This is a genomic window from Acidimicrobiales bacterium (assembly GCA_035531755.1).
Lineage (GTDB): Bacteria > Actinomycetota > Acidimicrobiia > Acidimicrobiales > UBA8190 > DATKSK01.
Window position 1 is genome coordinate 26,599 of the sequence record DATKSK010000012.1, and the last position, 19,436, is coordinate 46,034.

The 19,436-nt window shown below is 72.4% G+C and carries 16 protein-coding genes and 1 tRNA gene; 7 read left to right on the plus strand and 10 right to left on the minus strand.

Annotated elements, in window-relative coordinates; translation table 11 throughout:
• Positions 1–10: 10 nt before the first annotated feature.
• Positions 11–352 carry a PadR family transcriptional regulator gene (locus tag VMV22_02775; protein ID HUY21244.1) on the plus strand — a complete coding sequence of 114 codons (342 nt, stop codon included), beginning with the start codon at positions 11–13 and terminating at the stop codon, positions 350–352.
• Positions 349–1,272, plus strand: a complete 924-nt coding sequence (locus tag VMV22_02780) for a hypothetical protein (protein ID HUY21245.1) — start codon at positions 349–351, stop codon at positions 1,270–1,272. The genes VMV22_02775 and VMV22_02780 overlap by 4 nt, the downstream gene beginning before the upstream one ends.
• A gap of 175 nt (positions 1,273–1,447) precedes the next feature.
• On the opposite strand, the gene VMV22_02785 is transcribed toward VMV22_02780, so the two are convergent.
• The 9 genes from VMV22_02785 to VMV22_02825 all read right to left on the minus strand — a co-directional run bounded on the left by VMV22_02785 (position 1,448) and on the right by VMV22_02825 (position 11,378).
• Positions 1,448–2,656: a glycosyltransferase family 4 protein gene (locus VMV22_02785; GenBank protein HUY21246.1), complete on the minus strand. Its 1,209-nt coding sequence runs from the start codon at positions 2,654–2,656 to the stop codon at positions 1,448–1,450.
• Complete coding sequence (locus VMV22_02790) at positions 2,653–3,819, minus strand: glycosyltransferase (GenBank protein HUY21247.1); 1,167 nt, start codon at positions 3,817–3,819, stop codon at positions 2,653–2,655. The genes VMV22_02785 and VMV22_02790 overlap by 4 nt, the downstream gene beginning before the upstream one ends.
• Entirely contained in the window at positions 3,816–4,910 is a 1,095-nt protein-coding gene (locus tag VMV22_02795; GenBank protein HUY21248.1) for a glycosyltransferase family 4 protein, read from the minus strand. Before VMV22_02795 ends, VMV22_02790 begins: the two co-directional genes overlap by 4 nt.
• 107 nt (positions 4,911–5,017) lie before the next feature.
• On the minus strand, positions 5,018–6,187 hold the full coding sequence (locus tag VMV22_02800; protein HUY21249.1) for a glycosyltransferase: 1,170 nt from the start codon (positions 6,185–6,187) through the stop codon (positions 5,018–5,020).
• Positions 6,184–7,290, minus strand: a complete 1,107-nt coding sequence (locus tag VMV22_02805; protein HUY21250.1) for a glycosyltransferase family 4 protein — start codon at positions 7,288–7,290, stop codon at positions 6,184–6,186. Before VMV22_02805 ends, VMV22_02800 begins: the two co-directional genes overlap by 4 nt.
• Entirely contained in the window at positions 7,287–8,339 is a 1,053-nt protein-coding gene (locus tag VMV22_02810) for a methionine biosynthesis protein MetW (GenBank protein HUY21251.1), read from the minus strand. The genes VMV22_02805 and VMV22_02810 overlap by 4 nt, the downstream gene beginning before the upstream one ends.
• Before the next feature lie 74 nt (positions 8,340–8,413).
• On the minus strand, positions 8,414–9,628 hold the full coding sequence (locus VMV22_02815) for an ABC transporter ATP-binding protein (GenBank protein HUY21252.1): 1,215 nt from the start codon (positions 9,626–9,628) through the stop codon (positions 8,414–8,416).
• Between the two features lie 7 nt (positions 9,629–9,635).
• Positions 9,636–10,700 (minus strand): ABC transporter permease, encoded by a 1,065-nt coding sequence (locus VMV22_02820; protein HUY21253.1) that lies wholly within the window; start codon positions 10,698–10,700, stop codon positions 9,636–9,638.
• 90 nt (positions 10,701–10,790) lie between these two features.
• Positions 10,791–11,378, minus strand: coding sequence for an ATP-dependent Clp protease proteolytic subunit (locus VMV22_02825; protein ID HUY21254.1), 588 nt, complete (start codon positions 11,376–11,378; stop codon positions 10,791–10,793).
• A gap of 175 nt (positions 11,379–11,553) precedes the next feature.
• On the opposite strand from VMV22_02825, the gene VMV22_02830 reads away from it, so the two are divergent.
• Both VMV22_02830 and VMV22_02835 read left to right on the plus strand, forming a co-directional pair.
• Positions 11,554–11,635, plus strand: a tRNA-Leu gene (locus VMV22_02830).
• Positions 11,636–12,008: 373 nt separating this feature from the next.
• Positions 12,009–12,695: a hypothetical protein gene (locus VMV22_02835; GenBank protein HUY21255.1), complete on the plus strand. Its 687-nt coding sequence runs from the start codon at positions 12,009–12,011 to the stop codon at positions 12,693–12,695.
• A 91-nt stretch (positions 12,696–12,786) separates the two neighbouring features.
• Here the strand turns inward: VMV22_02835 and VMV22_02840 are convergent, their stop codons facing one another.
• A complete protein-coding gene (locus tag VMV22_02840; GenBank protein HUY21256.1) occupies positions 12,787–16,269 on the minus strand; it encodes a fibronectin type III domain-containing protein in 3,483 nt (1,160 codons plus the stop codon).
• A gap of 434 nt (positions 16,270–16,703) precedes the next feature.
• Between VMV22_02840 and VMV22_02845 the strand changes: the two genes are divergently transcribed.
• From VMV22_02845 to VMV22_02855, 3 genes are all read left to right on the plus strand, one after another.
• A complete protein-coding gene (locus VMV22_02845) occupies positions 16,704–18,302 on the plus strand; it encodes an ABC-F family ATP-binding cassette domain-containing protein (GenBank protein HUY21257.1) in 1,599 nt (532 codons plus the stop codon).
• Positions 18,303–18,337: 35 nt separating this feature from the next.
• Complete coding sequence (locus tag VMV22_02850) at positions 18,338–18,907, plus strand: TIGR03086 family metal-binding protein (protein HUY21258.1); 570 nt, start codon at positions 18,338–18,340, stop codon at positions 18,905–18,907.
• 13 nt (positions 18,908–18,920) lie between these two features.
• The coding region (locus tag VMV22_02855; GenBank protein ID HUY21259.1) for a DUF1697 domain-containing protein at positions 18,921–19,436 on the plus strand (516 nt) is incomplete at its 3' end.

Consider the following 19,436-nt stretch of genomic DNA (forward strand, 5'->3'; position numbering starts at 1 on the left):
GGGAGGCCCAGTGCCGAGGCACGCCGCGGACCCGAAGTGGACCGACCCCGGGTTGCTCGTCATGGGGAGCCTCGCCGACGGCCCCAAGCACGGCTACGCCATGGTGCAGGACCTCGAGGAGAGCACCGGTGTCCGGCTCGGGCCGGGCACGCTCTACGGCGCCATCGCCCGTCTCGAGGCCCGGGGCCTCATCGAGCCCCTCGAGGCCGCCGACTCCCGCCGCCGCCCCTACCGCCTGACGGCCCGAGGCGTCGAGGTGCTCGGGCGCCAGCTCGCCGACATGCAGCGCTTCGCCGGGATCGGGCGCCGGCGCCTGGCCCGGCTCGCCCCGGTCTTCGGGGCCGGCGCGTGAGCACCCCCACCCGCGTGGAGCGCGTCCTGCTGGCGGCGTATCCGCCCGGCTTCCGCAGCCGCTACGGCGACGAGCTCGCCGCCCTGGTCGCCGAGGGCGGATCCCGGTGGCGCGACCGCGCCGACCTCGCCCGCGGCGCCGCCCGGGCCTGGATGGCGCCCTCGTTCGCCGGCGACGCCGCCGAGCAGCGTCGGGCCCGGCTCCAGGCGACCACGACCACCGTGCTGGTGGCCTGGTGCGCGAGCCTCCTGGCCGTCGCCGGCCTCTCCAAGTCGGTGGACGACCCGCGGCTCCCGGGCCTGCACGGCGCGGCGTGGACCGCCTACGGCACGGCCTTCGTGGCCCTCGAGGTACTCGCCGGCGTCGTGATCGCCGCCGGCTTCGTCTGCTGGGTCGCCGTCGTCGTGCCCGCGGCGCGTGCCCGGCGTGGCGACGTACTCGTCCCGGCGATCGCCCCGGCGCCCATCGTCCTCGCGTGGCTGGGGGTCACGCTGCTCGTCGCCCTGTTCGCCCAGCACGTCGGCCGCCGCCACAGCGTGGCGCTGACGTGGCCGCGCGGTGCCGGCGTCCTGGCGGTGCTGGTGGCGTGGCTGGCAGTGACCCTGGTGTGCGCGTTCGGGTGCGCGGCGGCGGCGGCGCTCGCCCTGCGCCGCGCCCGGCTCAGCGAGGCGCGCCTCGTGCGCACGACGCTGGTGGCCGCGCTGGCCACGGTCGGGGTGGCTGTCCAGGCGGTGGCGGGCACGCTGTGCCTCGTGATGCTGCTCGGCGCCGGTGGCGGGCTGGCACCGCGCGACGCCGTGTTCTCGGCGGGGTCGGTGGCGGTGCTCCTCGTGGCCTCGGCCGTCGCCGCGCTCTCGACGGCACGGGGCCTGGCGGCCATGCGCGCGGACCCGCCGTCCCCGGTACGGCCCCCGGCCTGATCCCGCCGGTCCGGCCCCTGACCGGCGCGGTCCCTCCTCGGCGGCAGCCGGCCCTCCTCGGCGGCAGCCGGCCCTCCTCGGCGGGCGGTCCCTCAGCGCGGCAGCCGACCCTCCTCGGCGGGCGGTCGCTCAGCGCGGCAGCCGGCTCAGGAGGGGTTGCTCGTGGGCCGGCTCCTCAGTTGGCGCCGGCGCGGCAGCGCTCGAGCACGCCGTCGGCGAAGGACCCGTAGCGCTCGATGATCGTGGGCCAGCGGAAGTTGGCCTCCACGTAGACCCGTCCCCGCTCGCCGAGCAGCGCCCTGAGGGCGCCGTCGGTCACCACCCGGTCCACGAGCGACTCGAACTGGGCGTAGGAGTCGAACCACAGCCCGCCGCCCGAGCGCTCGCAGTGCTCGCGGGTGGCGGCGCACCGGGCGTTCACGATCACGGCCAGGGACTGGCTCCACGCCTCCATGAGCACGATGGAGAAGGCCTCGTGGGGCGACGGTTGCACGAAGGCGGTGGCCCCCCGCAGTAGGGCCCATTTGTCGATCTCGTCGACGGGGCCGGTCACGATGACGTCGGGGTGCGACGGCGGGGGGGCCGTCACCGGGCCGGCCACCACCAGCGCCAGGGGCCCGGGGTTGCGCCGCTTGTAGGCGGCGAAGAAGGCGCCCAGCATGGTGGTGCCCTTGAAGCCGTCCACCCGCCCGAGCGACAGCAGGTACGGGCGGTCCCCGATGGCCGCGATGGCCGGCACGGCGCGGTCGGGGGCGGGGGCGGGACCGGGCGGCGGCCCCTCGAACCCGAGGCCCACGACGACCTGTGGGACCTGGCCCACCGGGAACAGCCGCTGGACGAGGGCGCGCTCGCCCCACGTCTGGAAGACGAACCCCTGCGCCATCGTCATCGGCCGCCGGAACACCGAGAGGTGCAGGGCCGGCTCGTCGTGCGCGGCGGGATGCATCACGGCGCGGGCCGCCACCGGCGGCAGCCCGCGCACGGTGGTGGCGTAGAGGTAGGGGTAGAAGGCGAGGAGGTCGCGGTCGCACGCCACCAGTGCGTCGACGAGGTCGGGGCATCCTGGGCCCTGGAGCTCGACGAACTCCTCCGCCTCGGCGACGGTGGCGGCCGATGGCGACGACAGGACCCGCTCGGAGAACGGGAAGAAGCGCGGGGGGCGACCCGACGTGGTGGCGAAACGGTGCACCACGACGCCGTTCACCGTCTCGTCGCCCTCGGGGTACTCGTTGGCCCAGGTCATGTGGTCCCTGGCACAGGTGGTGAAGACGTCCACCGACCAGCCGAGCCGGGCCACCAGCCGCTCTGCCAGCATGCGGGCCCCGAGCTCGGCGCCGCCCACGACCTCGAGGCCGTAGCGCGGGACCACGAAGGCGTACTTCACACCGTCACCGCCACGAGCGCGTCGTCCGCCACGTCGTCCGTCCCGTCGCGGGGCGCGGCGTCGGGCCAGACCCCGCCCGCCGCCACCCAGCGGCGGACGACGCCCGCCATCGTCGCCCGGGTGCGCGCCAGGGCGAAGTGCACGAGGCGCGCCCGGCCGGCCTCCACGAGCACCGCCCGGGTGGCCCGGTCGGCGAGGACCCGGTGCAGGGCGGCGGCGACGTGCTGGGGTGCGGGGTCGTCGAGGAGCAGGCCTCCCACCCCGAGGGTTTCGGGGACCGCACCGGCGCCGAGGGCCACCACGGGCACCCCGTGGTGCATGGCCTCCAACAGCGGCACGCAGAACCCCTCGTGCTCGGAGAGGCTCACGAAGACGTCGGCGGCGCGGTAGTAGGCCACGAGCTGCTCGTGCGACACGGCGCCCGGGAGGTCGACGGCCCCGTCGAGGCCGAGCGCGCCGACCAGGGTGCGTAGCGCGGCGTCGTAGCCGGGCGACACCGCCCGGCCCACGAGCGACAGGCGCGCCCCGGGGTCGTACACCGACCGGTAGACGGCCAGGGCCTGCACCAGGCGGTGCTGGGCCTTGTGGGGGGCGATGCCCCCCACGAACAGCCATTGCGAGCTCCCCTCCCGCCGGGCGTGCTCGAGCGCCACCGCGGTGGCGGGGTCGGGCTCGGCGTCGAACTCGCGCAGGTCCAGCAGGATGGGGGCCACCGGGGTCGCCCGGAAGCCGCGGGCGCGCAGATCGGCGGCGTTGAACCTCGAGTCGCAGATGCCCAAGGCGGCACGCACCGAGAGCTGAGCCACCTGCACCTGCGCGGCGTGGAGCGACAGAGCGATGCCGGGATCGAAGCGGTGGAAGAACTCGGGCGGGGTGATGTTGTGGTAGTCGACGGCGACCGATTCGCGCCGTCCCACGACCCAGTCCCCCAGTTCCGACACAGCCGAGCACTGGTAGACGAGGAAGCGGTCGCGGCGCGACGGGCCCCGCAGCTCCTCGATCAGCCGGGCGCGGTGCTCCAGGAGCGGATGGATCGCCAGCGCGAAGATCTCGGACTCGTACCCGAGGTCCCGCAGGAGGCGCTGCACCTGGAGGGTGTGCCCGGTGGTGGCGTCTCCCGGCACGACCGACGGCACGAGCTGGTGGACGAACGTCGTGCTCACGACGCCGCCCGGAGGAGGTCGGGGCGGGCCATCACCCCCCGCAACGTGTCGACGAACCGCTGCGCGGTCCGCTCGAGCGCGAACGCACCCAGCCGCTCGGCCCCGGCCGCCACCAGCCGGGCCCGCAGCTCGGCGTCGGCCACGGCGCGGTGCACCGCGGTCGCCACGACCGCCGGAGACTTCTCCGCCAGCACCAGGGCGGCGGGCCCGGCGGTGTCGCGCACGGCGCCGGCGTCGAAGGCCACGACGGGAACCCCGTGGTGCATGGCCTCCAGGAGGGGGAAGCAGAAGCCCTCGTGGTCGGACAGGCACACGAAGGCGTCTGCGGTGCGGTAATGGCCGACGAGCTCGTCGAGGCTCACCGAGCCCACCAGACGCACGGCGTCGGCCAACCCGAGCTCGTGTGCGTAGCCGCGCACCGCGGCGGCGTAGCTCGGGACCGGGTGGCCGCCGACAAGGGTCAGCGAGGCCGTCGGGTCGAAGCCGCGGCGGTAGGCGGCGAGGGCCTTCACGAGGTCGTGCGCCGCCTTGTGCGGCAGCAACTTGCCCACGAAGAGCCACGACGTCCCACCACTCCCCCGCACCCGGTCCCCGCCGGCGTCGGCGTCGGCCCGGGGGCCGAACGCCCCGAGGTCCACGAACGGGGGCACCACCGACGTGGAGCGGTACCCCGCGGCGCGCAGGTCGCGCTCGTTGAAGGCCGACACGGCGATGGCATGGGTGACACGCGGGGCCAGGCGGTGCAGCTGCTGGCGCCCGGACTCGACGGCCCCGAGCCAGTCCGGGGCCCACTGCCAGAAGAAGCTCGCCGGGGTGAGGTTGTGGTAGTTCACCACGAGCGGCTCGCCTCGCTGCATCAGGCGCTCCGCTATGGCCGAGCCCACGGCGAGCTGGTACACGAGGACCGTCCGGCCCGCGACGACGAAGTCGTCGAGCCGGTCGACGTGGTGGGCCTCGCCGGCCAGCGGCGCGTCGACGTGCTCGACGAACAGTTCCGACACGAAACCGGCGGCGCGCAGGGCGTCGCGGGCGGCGAGCGTGTGCGCCCCCGAGGCGTCGGCAACGTGCAGCGACGGCAGCAGCAGGTGCACGGCGACCCCTTCGGTGCCTGGGACGTTCCCGTGGGAAACGCCCGGAGCGGCGCCCGCGGGGGTCCCACCGCTGTCGCCGGCCGACGCCCGTGCCGGCCGCGCGCCCGTCACCGCGTCCCCCGCCCGGCGTCGGCCCCGGCGGCGGCCCCGGCGGCGGCCCCGGCACCGTTCTCGATGGCGGTCTCGATGGCGGTCTCGATGGCGGCCACCAGTCGGGCTTTGCCCACGGGAAGCGCGAAGGCCCGGGCCCGTCGTCTCCCCGCGTCGACGAGGGCGACGCGCAGCGCGTCGTCGGCCACCACGCGATGGACGGCGGCCGCCACGGTCATGGGTGCCTTGTCGGTGAGCACGATCCCCCCGTCGCCGACGGTCTCCCCCACCGCCGCGGTGTCGTAGGCGACCACCGGGAGGCCGAGGTGCATGGCCTCGACGAGGGGGACGCAAAAGCCTTCGTGGTCCGACGCGCACACGAAGACGTCGGCGGACCGGTAGTAGGCGGCCAGCGCTTCGTCGCTCACCGTCCCCACCATGCGCACGGCGTCGCCGAGGCCGAGGCGGGCGGCGAACCGCTCCAGCGCGCGCGGATAGTCGGTGCCGAGCGACGATCCCACGAGGTGCAGCCGCGCCCGGGGGTCGTAGAAGCGCCGGTAGCAGGCGAGCGCCTTGATCAGGTCGTGCTGCGCTTTGTGCGGCGACACCCGTCCCACGAACAACCAGTCGGCGCCGCCGTCGGCCCTCTCGGCCCGGTGCGCCCCCGGCACGGCGGCGTCGGCGGTGACCTCGAATGCGGCCAGGTCCACGAGAGGGGCGACCACAGCCGTGCGGGCACACCCGGCGGCGTGGAGCTCGGTCTCGCTGAAACGCGAGTGGGCGATCCCGAAGAACGACGCGGGGGCGACGGCGCCCAACTGCTCCAGCCCGAGCTCGAGCTCCTCGCGGATCCACGGCGCCCACCGGCGGACGAGAGCGGGCGGCGTGATGTTGTGGTAGTCGACGAGGAGGGGCTCGGGCCGGCGCAGCACGGCGTCGGCGACCGCACTCCCTGTCGAGTGATGGAACAGCAGCCACGAGTCGGGCCGCGGGCTGACGGGCAACTCCTCGAGCGGGCGCGCCTGGGCACGCACCTCAGGATGGGCGTCCCCCGCGTAGATGTCGGACCCGAACCCCGCGGCACGCAGGGCGTCGCGGGTGTGGAGCACGTGGGTGCCGATGGCGTCGCGTGCCGCCAGGATGTGCAGGACCTGGTCGATGCGCGCCGGGCGGGCGGGGCGGGTCACGACGATCCACCGCCGTACGCGCCGATGGCCTCGTCGATGGCCGCCGCCCACCGTTGACGGCTGCGGTCCAGCGAGAACTCGTGCGCCCGGGCCCGTCCGGCCTCCACGAGGCGTCCGCGCAGCGTCGCGTCCGACAGCACCCGGTGCACGGCGGTCGACAGGGCCATGGGGGACTTGTCGTCGAGCAGGAGCGCGGCGTCGGCCGCCGTCTCGGTCACCGCCGTGGCGGCCAGGGCCACCACCGGGACCCCCAGGTGCATGGCCTCGACCACGGGCACGCAGAATCCCTCGTGCTCGGAGGCGCACACGAAGACGTCGGCCGTGGCGTAATAGGCGGCGAGCGCCGGCTCCGGGACCGGGCCGGTGAGGTGCACCGCCGCCCCCAGCCCGAGCCCGGACGCGAACCGCCGCAGGGCGCGCGGGTAGTCGTCGCCCATCCAGGAGCCCACCAGGTGAAGCCGGGCACGGGGGTCATGGAAGCGCCGGTAGCAGGCCAGCGCCTTGATCAGGTCGTGCTGGGCCTTGCTCGGCGTCACCCGCCCGACGAACAACCAGTCGGCGCCGCCCTCGGCCCGTTCCTCGCGCCGGGCGGCCAGCGTGTCGCGGTCCGCGCCCGACTCGAGGGCGCGGGCGTCGAACATCGGGGGGACGACACGCGTCCGGGTGCATCCCCGGTCACGAAGCTCCGCCTCGTTGTAGATGGAGTCGGCGAAGGCGAAGAACGTGGCGCCGATCATGTCGTCGAGCTGCTTGCGGCCGCTGGCGGCCTCCTCCACCGCCCACGGCACCCACGGGCCGAACAGCTCGCCGGGCGTGATGTTGTGGTAGTCGAGCATGGTGGGCTCGGGGCGGCGCCGGATGAGGTCGGCGACCGGCGAGCCGCTCGACAGGTGATAGAGCCACCACGTGCCCGGGCGTGGACGCGCCGGGAGCTCCGTCAGCAGCCGGCACTGGGACCGCACGTCGGGGAAGGTGCCCTCGCACCAGATGTCGGATTCGAACCCCCTGGCGCGCAAGAGGTCGCGGACGTGGGTCATATGCACACCGATGGCGTCGCGCCCGCTGAACGACGGCACGACCTGGTCGATGCGCGTCGGCCTCACCGTGCGGCGTGGTCGGAGGCGGCGGGAGCCTCGCCCGCAGGTCCACCTCCGGGCACGTCGGACCGGCCCTTGGTCGCCAGAACGGCGAACCCGTCGGCGCCGACCGTCGCCTGCGCTCCCGAGAACCCCAGCTGCCCGACGAGGTGGACCCAGGTGTCGGGGTGCAGGGGACGACCCGGGGCCAGATCGGCGGCGACCGGGCCTGCGGTGCGCTCCCACGCTTCGGGCATGGTGCCGATCACCACCAGCGTGCCCCCCGGGGCGAGCTTCTCCTCGGCCAGCCGCAGCAGGCGCCGGCGCTCGGCCAGCGACAAGCGGTCGACACAGGCCGACAGCACCAAGCCGGCGAGTACATCGTCGGCCACGGAGCCCAGGTGCCCCAGGACGTCGTCGCGCCGGACGTCCAGCCCCGCCAGGGCGGCGCGGTCCGCGGCGGCGCTGCCGGGGTCGACGCCGTACACATCGACACCTGCCCCCGCCAGGGAGGCCACGAGCGACCCGTCACCGCATTCGACGTGCAGCACCCGGCCCGCCGGCGAGGTGGCCGCGGTCAGCGCGGCGCGCACCGCGTCGGCGAAGGGCGCGGGGTCGGCGCCGGGGACGAGCACCTCCTCCTCGGGGAGGGGGGGCGGTGTGAGCGACCCCACGTCGCGCTCCACGTCGCTCAGGCGCTCGTCGAGCAGGTGCAGGACCCGCATGGCCGAGGCCGCGAAGTGGTTGAGCTGGGTGACGACGTAGTTGACGAACCAGGCCTCGGCCTGCCAGAGCGACCACTTGACGAAGCCCTTGGGCTCGCGTCGCGACCCGATCGGCACCTCGATGTCGAAGTAGGCGGAACGGTCCGCCAGCTTGAGCGCCTCGGTGAAGGCGTCGTCGGCGGTGCCGGTCGGGGTGAAGCGGGCGAACAGCTCGTCGAGGCGTCGTTCGAAGCTCGGCGGGAAGTCCCCCGCGGCACGCCGGCGGCGGACCTCGTCGTCGATCTCGCGCCGGACGCGGTCGAGGTATGCGCGCGTGGCATCGTCGCCGGCGGTGGTGTCGTCGGTGGTCACGATGTCTCCTCGGGTGGGGGGGCTCTGGGCAGGGCGGGCCGGAGCCCCCGAGTGCCCTGGCCGGAGCCGACCCCTCAGCTCAGGCTGGCGGCCCGGACGTCGACCCGGAGCTCCAGGGCCACGGTCCCCCGCGACCTGCCGGGGTTCATGACCTCGAATCCCTCCTGCTCGCGCAGATCGTAGACGACCCCCCCACGACTCTTGATGGCAATGCCCACGTTGTAGGCGCCCCCGAGAAGCGGGACCCGATCGAAAGCGAGGTCGGCCCGGCCCCCGCCGGCCGGCAGGTCGATGTGCTGGCCGATGCCGTCGGTGTCGGACGCGAAGACGAGCTGGCCGTCCTTGTCGTGGATCTCGATCGAGAACACGACATCGTCGACGGGCTCGGACGCGTCGAATGCCACGTGCACCGTGAGCGGCTCGTCGGGGAGCAGATAGGGCCTGCTCCCCACACCGGGGTGCTCGACCTCCACGCCGGTGATCAGCACCGGCCGGTGGGCGGCCTCCGGAGGGGTGGCGCCCCCGAGGGCGCCGGTGTCCACCGAGCTGCCGGCGGCGAGCAGGTGGTCGTGGTACAGGTGGATGGCCTCGGCCGACGGCCCCATGCCGAGCATCTGGCCCGAGCTCAGCACGACGGCACGATCGCAGATCACGCGTACCAGGTCGGCGGAGTGGGTCACGAAGAGGATGGTCCGGCCCTCGTCCTGGAACTGCTTGATGCGGGCCAGGCACTTGCGCTGGAAATTCTCGTCCCCCACGGCCAGGACCTCGTCGACCACGAGGACGTCGGGCTCGACGTTGACCGCCACGGCGAAGCCCAGCCGCACGAACATCCCCGACGAGTAGAACTTGACCTGGTTGTCGATGAACTGCTCGAGCTCGGCGAACGCCACGATGTCCTCGAAGCGCTTGTCGACCTCCTTGGTGGAGAGGCCCAGGAGCGACGCGTTCAGGTAGATGTTGTCCCGGCCCGACAGCTCGGGCTGGAATCCGGCTCCGAGCTCCAACAGCGCCGCCAGCGAGCCGCGCACCACGACCTTCCCGTCGGTGGGCTGCAGGATCCCCGACACGCACTTGAGCAGGGTCGACTTCCCCGACCCGTTGCGCCCGAGCACGCCGACGGTCTCGCCCTCGGCGACCTGGAAGCTCAGGTCCCGCAGGGCCCAGAAGTCCTCGTGGGGGTTCTGGCCGGCATGGAGGAACCGCTCCTTGACCGACTGGTACTTCTCCCGGTACAGCCGGAAGCGCTTGGAGACGCCCACCACGTCGACGGCCACCGGTGTGGACATCGGCCCCTCAGAGCTCCTCGGCGAAGTTACCCTCCAGGCGCCCGAAGACCACGAGAGCACCGAAGAGGAGGACAACGGAGATCGCCAGCACTGCCAGATCGGCACCCACGTACCACAGCGTTCCGTAGCTGGCCAAGACGCCGTTCGGAACCGGGAGGTGCACCACCGTCCCCGACGCGAGCTTCTGGGTGAGGGTCGTCGAGATGGGATGCAGGACGTTGTAGAAGACCCGCTGAAAGGTCATGACGACGGGCGTGACGGGATTGAGGAAGTACACCCAGATGATGTGCTTCCTGACGAGCCCGTCGTGGACGCGTCCCGAGAACGGATAGATCCCGGGGACGGCCCAGAACCACGCCATGAGGGCCACCTCGACCAGGTGCTGGGTGTCGCGCAGGTAGACGTTGACAGCCGACAGGAAGACGGCCAGGGCGGCGGCAAAGGCGAGGACGGCGGCCAGCGCCGGGATGATCAGCCAGATGGCGCTCCAGTCGGGCCGGTGCCAGAACGCCACCATGAACACGAGGAGCACGATGGACTGGAACAGGAAGAACATGAACGCCGAACCCACCGACGACAACGCCAGGATCTCGCGGGGGAAGGCGACCTTCTTCACGATGCCGCCGTTGGCCACGACGCTGCTCGTCCCGGTGAGCACCGCCGTCTGGAAGAGGTTCCACACCAGCATGGCCGAGAACATGTAGATGACGAAGTTCGGGATGCCGTTGGGCAGGAAGAAGGTGAACAGGACGTAGAAGACGGCCAGCGTCAGTGCCGGGTTGAGCATCGACCACATGAACCCGAGGACCGAGTTCTTGTACTTGACCTTGATCTCCTTGCGGACGAGGAAGACGAACAGCTCCCGCGATCGCCACAGCTCCGGGATCCTCTTCCACACGCTCACCCGGGCGGCCACGATGCGCGTGGGCTTGGCGCCCCGGGCCGCGGCCCGGGCGGCGCGGGCCGCCAGTTCCCGCTCGTGCTCGCCGAGCAGGAGCGGCTGCTGCTCGCCGGGCTCGCCGGCCTCGGCGGGGCGCGGCACGGGCCCGGTCTCCGACTGGACGTCGGTCATCGGGTGTCTCCGAAGGCGCGAGCGGTCACGGCCTCACCCCCGACGGGTGGTCGGTCATGGTGGCGCCAGCCCGCCCTCGGCTCCGCGTGCTCAGTGCTGGGTGGCGGGGTGCGGAGAGGAGTGCTCGATGACGCGGTCGATGAAGCCGTAGTCCTTCCCCTCCTCGGCGGTGAACCACCGGTCACGGTCGGAGTCGGCCTCGATGCGCTCGAGCGGCTGGCCGGTGTGGAAGGCGATGCGCTCGGCCATCATGCGCTTGAGGTAGACGATCTGCTCGGCCTGGATGGCGATGTCGGCCGCCTGGCCCTGCATCTGCCCCGACGGCTGGTGCATCAGGATCCGGCTGTGGGGAAGGGCGAAGCGCTTGCCCGGCTCCCCCGCGCACAGCAGGAACTGTCCCATCGAGGCCGCCAGGCCGACGCAGATGGTGCTGACGTCGCAGCTCACGTACTGCATCGTGTCGTAGATGGCCAGGCCGTCGGTCACCGACCCGCCCGGCGAGTTGATGTACAGCGCGATCTCCCTCTCGGAGTTCTCGGCCGCCAGGAGCAGGAGCTGGGCGCAGACCTGGTTGGCCACCGTCTCGTCGATGGCGCTGCCCAGGAAGATGATCCGCTCCTTGAGCAGCCGCTGGAACACGTCGGCCGAGGCCAGGTCGGGCAGGTTGCCCGATCGCATCGACGGAGGCGGGCCCGCGGTCAGCGCCGGCCCGGGGGGCGATGGATGTGATGCCATGAGCACGAGGCTACCCGGGAAGTCGGCCCCGGTCGGGCACGGTGCGGCGCGACCCGATTCGGCCCAATTAGGCTCGGACCTGCCTGACGTGGCCGTCGCCGCGGCGCGGCGGGCACGTGCGGGCGTGGCGGAACTGGTAGACGCGCGGGGTTTAGGTCCCCGTCCCTTCGGGGGTGGAGGTTCGAGTCCTCTCGCCCGCACTGGTTTTGGACCGCTCGCCCGCGTTCGTTCGGAATCCACAACGTTCGATCTGGTCAGCCACCCTTTTCGTCGCCCGGCCGGGTGCAGGAGAGAGATCCTCGGTCGAGCCGGACGATCATCCGCACGACCAGCTGGCCGCTCCCTGGCCCCTGAGCCCGACGCCGGTCCTCCCGATCGGTCCGCCAGGTGAAGGCGGCCCGCACGTAGATTGACGCCGAGGTCGTCCAGGCCGAGTCCTCGGGCGACCGGGGCAGGATCGGAGGCTGCCGGGTGCCGAGTGCGTGGGTTCTCGTCGTCGGCATGCACCGGAGCGGTACATCGGCGACCGCCGGGGTTCTCCACGGGCTCGGGCTGTCGCTCCCCGCGGATCCGATGACCGAGCGTGAGGACAATCCTGAGCACCACGAGAGTGTCTCTCTCACCGACGTGAACGACGGCATCCTGGGGTTGCTCGGGGGGACGTGGGACATCCCGCCGGCACTGCCGCCGGGATGGGAGAAGGGGACCGATCGGGTCGCCATCATGCAACTCGCGGCACGGGTGGCCGCCGCCGCCTTCCCGCGGCCGGAGGTGGCGATATGGAAGGACCCGCGCAATTCCCTCCTGTTGCCCTTTTGGGCGCAGGTGCTCAACCCGATCGTCGGCATCGTCCTACCGTGGCGAGAGCCGCTGGCCGTCGCCCGCTCCCTGGAGACCAGGGACAGGATGCCCGTCGATCAGGGTCTCGCTCTCTGGCATCGATACAACGAGGCCGCCCTGCGCAACAGCCGGTCATACGACGTCCTGGGCGTCAACTACGACGATTTGCTGCGGGACCCCAAGTCGACGACGACCCGGGCAGCCGCCTGGCTCCAGAAGGTGCTTCCCGGGTACGTCCTCGACGCGGCCCGCGTCGCCGACGCCGCGGACACGGTTTCGGCCCGCCTGCGCCACGAGCACGGCGACGGGCAACCCGTCCCGACCGAATACGAGGACCTCATGACCCGCCTGACCGCCTTGTCAGGCCGCCATCCTCTCGTGGACGCAGGGGCCGGCCCGGGGCAGTCGCAGGCCCTGTGACCGGCCACGACCCGGCCGCCCACTCCTCCGGCTAGCAGGCACCTGTGGGCCACGGGTGGAGGGGGTGGACGGCTCGAGCCCTGCTCCCCGTCTACGCCGTGTACGCGGCCGTGGCCGCGGACGGCAGGCTGACACCGATGGCGTTCGTGGCGGTGATCGTGCAGGTGTAGACCTTGCCCGCCGTCATCCCGGTGACCGTGATCGGCGAGGTGCTCCCGCTGTTGGACTGCGTCGTCCCACCGTTGCTGGAGATGCACGTCACCGTGAAGCCGGTGATGGCGCTCCCACCGGTGCTGCCGGCAGTGAAGGGGACGGTCGCCGAGGTGGGAACCGGGTGCGTCACGGTGCCCAGCGTGAAGATCGGCGCGCCGGGCACCGTCGCCGCCACGAAGCTGGCCGAGGCGGCCGAGGCCGGGCTGTCGCCGACGCCGTTGGTGGCCACCACGGTGCAGGTGTAGGTGTCACTGTTGGTGAGCGTGGTGACGTTGATCGGAGAACCGGGTCCAGAGCCCGACCCGGTCGTCCCACCGTTGCTGGAGGTGCACGTCGCCGTGTAGCCGGTGATGGCGCTCCCGCCGTCGCTGGCGCTCGCCGTGAAGGCGACCGACGCCGAGTTCGAGCCACGCGTGACCACCGGGCCGGTGGGTGCCGACGGAACCGTGGCGGAGACTCCCGAGACGAAGCTGGCCGAGGCGGCCGAGGCCGGGCTGTCGCCGACGCCGTTGGTGGCCACCACGGTGCAGGTGTAGGTGTTGCCGTCGGTGAGCGAGCCCACCGTGATCGGCGACGTGCTCCCGCTGTTCGACCCGGTCGCCCCGCCGTCGCTGGAGGTGCAGGTCGCCGTGTAGCCGGTGATGGCGCTCCCGCCGTCGCCGCCGGCCGTAAAGGCGACGGCGGCTGAAGCGCTCGACGGCGTCACACCCGTGACGGTCGGCGCGCTCGGTAGCCCGGCGGGCACGAAGCTGCTCGAGGCGGCCGACGCCGGGCTGTCGCCGATGGCGTTTATAGCCAGAACCGTGCACGTGTAGGAGTCGCCGTTGACGAGCGAGCCCACCGTGATCGGCGAGGAGGTCCCGAAGGCCGTCCGGGTCACGCCACCGTCACCGGATATGCAGGTGACGACGTACGCCTCGACGGCACCGCCGCCATCGCTTCCCGGCGTGAAGGCGACGATGCCCGCGTCGCTCGCGGGGGTCACGGCGCCGATGGTCGGGGCGCTCGGGGTGCCGGCCGCCACGAAGCTGCCCGAGGCCACCGATGCCGGGCTGTCGCCGATGGCGTTGGTGGCCACGACCGTGCAGGTGTAGGTGTTGCCGTTGGTCAGCGAGGCGATCGTGATCGGGGAGGTGCTCCCGCTGTTCGACTGGGTGGCGCCACCGTCGCTCGAGGTGCACGTGGCCGTGTATGCGGTGATGGCGCTCCCGCCGTCGCCGGCGTCGGTGATCCCGAGCGTGACGCTGTCGGCGGCAAGGTCCACCGACGTGATCACGGGTGGGTCCGGGGGTCCGGCGGCCACGAAGCTGCTCGAGGCGGCCGACGCCGGGCCGTCGCCGACCGCGTTGGTGGCCACCACTGTGCAGGTGTAGGTGTTCCCGTTGCTGAGCGAACTGACGGTGACCGGCGAGCTCGCACCGGTACCCGTCTGCGTGACTCCCCCGTCGCTGGAGCTGCACGTGGCGGTGAACCCGGTGATCGTGCCACCGCCGGCACTGCCGGCGGTGAAGGCGACGGCCACGTCGTTGTTACCAGGCGTCGCCGAGGTGATCGTCGGTGCGTCCGGAAGGACAGCGGCGACGAAGGAGCTCGACGGGGCGGACGCCGAGCCGGACCCCACCACGTTGATCGATACGACCGCACAGGTGTACGTGTGGCTGTTCGAGAGCGAGCCGACGACGATGGGCGAGCTGGCACCGGTGCCTGTCGCCGTCATACCGCCGTCGGTCGACGTACACGTCACCGAGTTGTCGGTGATCGGGCTTCCACCGTCGGCGCCCGGTGTGAAGGCGACCGTGACCGAGTTCGGGCCCAAGGTCACGCCGGTGAGCGTGGGTGCGCTCGGCGACGAAACGGCGACGAAGCTCGATGACGCCGCGGACGCCGGGCTGTCCCCGATCGGGTTGGTGGCCGTCACGGTGCAGGTGTAGGTGTTGCCGTTGGTGAGCGACCCCACGGTGATCGGAGAGCTTCCCCCGGTGCCGGTCTGGGTGGCCCCACCGTCGCTGGAGGTGCACGTCGCGGTGTAGCCGGTGACCGCGGTGCCCCCGCTGCTGCCGGGCGTGAAGTTGACGATGCCGGCGTTGGTCCCGAGCGTCACGCTGGTGATGGTCGGCGCGCCCGGGGTCGTGGCGGCGACGAAGCTCGACGAGGCGGAGGACGCTGTGCTCGAACCGGCGTCGTTGGTCGCGACGGCCGTGCACGTGTACGTCTTGCCATTGGTCAGCGAGCCGACCGTGATCGGCGAGCTGACACCGATCACGGTGCGCCTGGTCCCGCCGTTGGACGAGGTACAGGTGACGCTGTAGAGCAGGATGGCGTCGCTGCCGTCGCTGCCGTTCTCCGCCACCACCACCGCGACGGAGTTAGGCCCTCGGGTGATGCCCGTGATCGTCAGCGGGTCGGGCACGGTGATCGCGGTGAAGGAGCCCGAGGGGGCCGACTCGGCGCTCGTGCCCACGCCGTTGGTGGCGTCGACGGTGCACGTGTAGTCGTCCCCGTTGGTGAGCGAGCTCACGACGAGCTCCAGGGTGCTGCCTGCACTGGTCTGGGTGGCACCACCGTTGCCGGAGGTGCACGTGGCCGTGTACCCGGTGATGGCGCTCCCACCGGTGCCGTTCGGGCTGTAATCGATGGTGACCGAGTTCTCACCGACGGCGATCCCGGTGATCGACGGGGCGTCCGGTGCGGTGGTCGGGACCGACACGACGGCCGACGCCACCGAGGGCGCCGAGGCGCCCTGGTCGTTCGTTGCCGTCACCGTGCAGGTGTAGTCGGTGTCACCGGGGGTGAGCCCGGTCACGTCGATCGGGGAGGACGAGCCGGTGTTGGTGTTCTCGACGCCGCCGTCACCGGAGGCGCAGTCGGCGGTGTAGCCCGTGATCGCGCTCCCACCGTTGTCGGGCGCGGTGAACGCAACCGAGATGTCGGCGTTGGCGCCGCCCGTCGCTGTCGGCTGGGAGGGTTGGGCCGGCACGTTGGCGACCTCGATCGAACTGGACGCGTTGGACGCCGGGCTGTCACCCACGCTGTTGGTGGCGACGACCGTGCAGGTGTAGATGTCCTCGTTGGTCACCCCGCTCACGACGATGGGCGAACTGGCACCGGTGTTGATGCCCTCCGCGCCACCGTCGCTCGACACGCAGTCGACGGTGTACCCGGTGATGGCACTGCCGCCGTCGTAGGGCGACACGAACGACGCCGAGATCGTCCCCAGCACGGTGGTCAGTGTCGGCGGCGTCGGCGGCGTCGGCGCGCTCGGGGCGGCATAGGCCGACCCGGCCAACCCGCCGACACCGAGCGTCACCGCCGTCAGGGCGATGGCGGACCGAGCGACATGGCGGCGCAACGTCGACCGCACGGCAACCCGGTTCCGGGGGACACGCGTCTCGTGATTCGGCATTGCGATAAGAAATCATGGAACCGCGCGCCGATGGTGGATCCCGTCCGAGGGATTCCTGGCCAGAGGGGGTGCCCGCCCTCGGTGCCTCCGGTCGCTCTCGGGACCGGGGACGCCGTCGTCCGTGACGACCCCACGGGCCATGGCCGGCGACGCCGTGCCCGCCGCGGGCCGGCCGCACAACGAGTCGTCCCGCCCGCGCGACGAAGGGCGACACCGCGCTTCCCGACACCTTGACCCTGGCCGGCGGGCGCACCGACATTCTGCGGATGTCGACCTCCGCAGTGCCCGAGCGGCAGCAGGACTAACCGTCAACTTCAGGTTGAGCCTTCGGCTGAAGCCGCAGGTGGGAGCGGTTGGCCGGCACCCGTCCCCCGACCTGCTCCAATGGGGGGGTGATCACCGGCCGCGCTGTCACCGTGGAGATCGGGGGCAGGACCCTGCTGCGCGACGCGTCGTTCGTCGTGGGCCCGGACGACAAGGTGGGCCTCGTCGGCCGGAACGGGACGGGCAAGTCGTCGCTCGTGTCGGTTGTCTGCGGGGCGGTCCCGCCGCACCTGCGCACGCGGGGCGACGTCTCCGTGCAGGGCACGATCGGGTTCCTGCCCCAGGTCCCCGCCCCTGGTGGCCTCGGACGCGAGCCCACCGGCTTCTCCCATGTGCTCTCCGCCCGCGGCCTCGACGTGCTCGACGAGGAGCTCCACCAGGCGCGCGCCGACGTGACCGCGAACCCCACCGAGCAGTCCATCGCGTGGTTCTCCGACCTCGAGGAGCGGTACCGCACGGCCGGTGGGTACAGCCTCGAGAAGGACGTCGCCCGCCTGGCGGACGGTCTCGGCCTCCCCCAGGACGCGCTCTTCGCCGACATCGACACGCTGTCCGGCGGGCAGCGCCGGCGCGTCGACCTCATCCGGGTGCTCTTCGGTCAGCCCGACACCCTCGTGCTCGACGAACCCACCAACCACCTCGACCTCTCGGCCAAGCGGTGGCTCATGGCCGAGCTGGAGCGCTTCCCGGGCGCGCTCCTCGTCATCAGCCACGACCTCCCCCTGCTGGACCGGGTCATCACCAAGGTCCTGAGCCTGGCCGAGGGCGGCCTGCGGGAGTTCCCCGGCAACTACACGGCCTTCCGCGCTCAGCTCTCCGTCGACATCGAGCTGCGGGAGAAGCGCCGGGCCCTGGAGGACCGCCAGATTCGCAGGCTCAGCACGCTCGCCGACTCGATGCGGGCCAGCACCGAGGACCGCGCCCGCAAGGCCAAGGTCCTCGACCGGCGCGTCGAGAAGATGAAGGACAACCGCACCCAGCTGGTGAAGCGTGACAGGAAGGTCTCCTTCCGCCTCCCCGTGCCGTCGCGGTCCGGTGCGGTCCCGCTCACGGTGCGCGGGGTGCGCGTGTCCTACGGGGCGAAGAAGGTGCTCCTCGACGTCGACTTCGTGGTCGGGCGCGGCGACCGGGTGGTCGTCATCGGTCGCAACGGCGCCGGGAAGAGCAGCCTGCTGCGCTGCCTCGCCGGGGTACAGCGACCGACCGATGGCGGCGTCGAGACCGGGCACAACGTCGTCCTCGGGTACTTCGCCCAGGAGCACGAGCAGCTGGACCCGTCCGTGCCCGCCATGGGGCACATCGACGACAGCGTGCTGCGGACGGTGTCGGAACGCCGGGCGCTTCTGGGCTCGTTCGGTCTGACGGGCGGCACCGCCGAGCAGCTGCCACCCTCGCTGTCCGGCGGCGAACGAGCCAAGCTCAGCCTGGCGATGCTGTCGGCCGGCCGCGCCAACCTCCTCGTGCTCGACGAGCCCACCAACAACCTCGACCCGGCGTCGGTGGAGGCCGTGGGCGGCATGCTGAGCGTGTGGCCGGGCACCGTCGTCGCCGTCAGCCACGACCGCCTGTTCGTCGACGCCCTACGCCCGACACACGCGCTGCACCTGCCGGAGGAGCGCTACGAGCTGTGGCGCGAGGAGTACCTGGACCACGTCGAGCTGCGATGAGGCGAGAGCCCACGCCGTACCCGAAGGAGGACACCGTGCCCGAAGTCTCCGATCTCGAGGCTGCCCAGGGTGAAGCCCGACGCCGCGTGGCTGCGATCGGCGGCTCCCAGCGGGCCCTGCCCACGCCGTGCAGCGAGTGGGACATTCGGGCCCTCGTCGTCCACATGATCGAGGGGAGCCGCATGGCGCTGCGCCTGCTTTGCGGCGCTACCGGAGCCGAGGCGAGGAGTGTCTTCGGCGCGTCCCACGGGCCGGACCTCGGCGCCGAGTTCGACGCCGCCTTCGCCGACGAGCTGGCCACGTTCGGCGAGCCGGGGGCGCTCGACCAGACGGTCCACCATCCCGCGGCCGGTGACATCCCGGCGACCGTGCTGCTCGAGTTCCGCACCCTCGACTACGTGCTCCACAGCTGGGACCTGGCCCGTGCCGCCGGCGGGGACGACGCGCTCCCCGAAGACCTCGTGGCGTCGGCCTGGGCGACGATGCAGCCCATGGCGGAGGCCATCGGCACCATCGGGCCGTTCGGCACCGGGCCCTGCGGCACGGTCGGTGAGGACGCGCCCCTCCAGCAGCGCCTCCTCGACCTGTCCGGGCGCCGGCCGTAGGCGGGTGGGCGCCATGGCGTCCTACGTCGCCATGTTGCGGGGGATCAACGTCGGCGGCCGTGCCACGGTGGCGATGGCGGATCTCCGTACCCTGTTCACCGACCTCGGGTACGGCGACGTACGCACGTACATCCAGAGCGGCAACGTCGTGTTCCGGACGCCGGGACGCGCCGCCGTACTGTCGACGGCCATCGAGGAGCGGATCGAGGGATCGCTCGGCTTGCCCATCAAGGTGGTGCTGCGCACCAACGCGCAGCTCGTGAAGGCTCTCGACCGCAACCCGCTGGCCGGTGGCGGCAGGGACAGGGCCAAGCTCCACATCAGCTTCCTGGCCGGCGCGCCGACGTCGGCGCGTGCCCGGGCGGTCGACCCCGGGGCGTACCTCCCCGACGAGTTCCGCATCGTCGGCCGGGAGGTGTACGTCCACTGCCCCGACGGGTACGGGCGGACCAAGCTCAACAACGGCTTCTTCGAACGTGCGCTCGACGTGGTGGCCACGACGCGCAACCTGCAGACGGTGGCCGAGCTG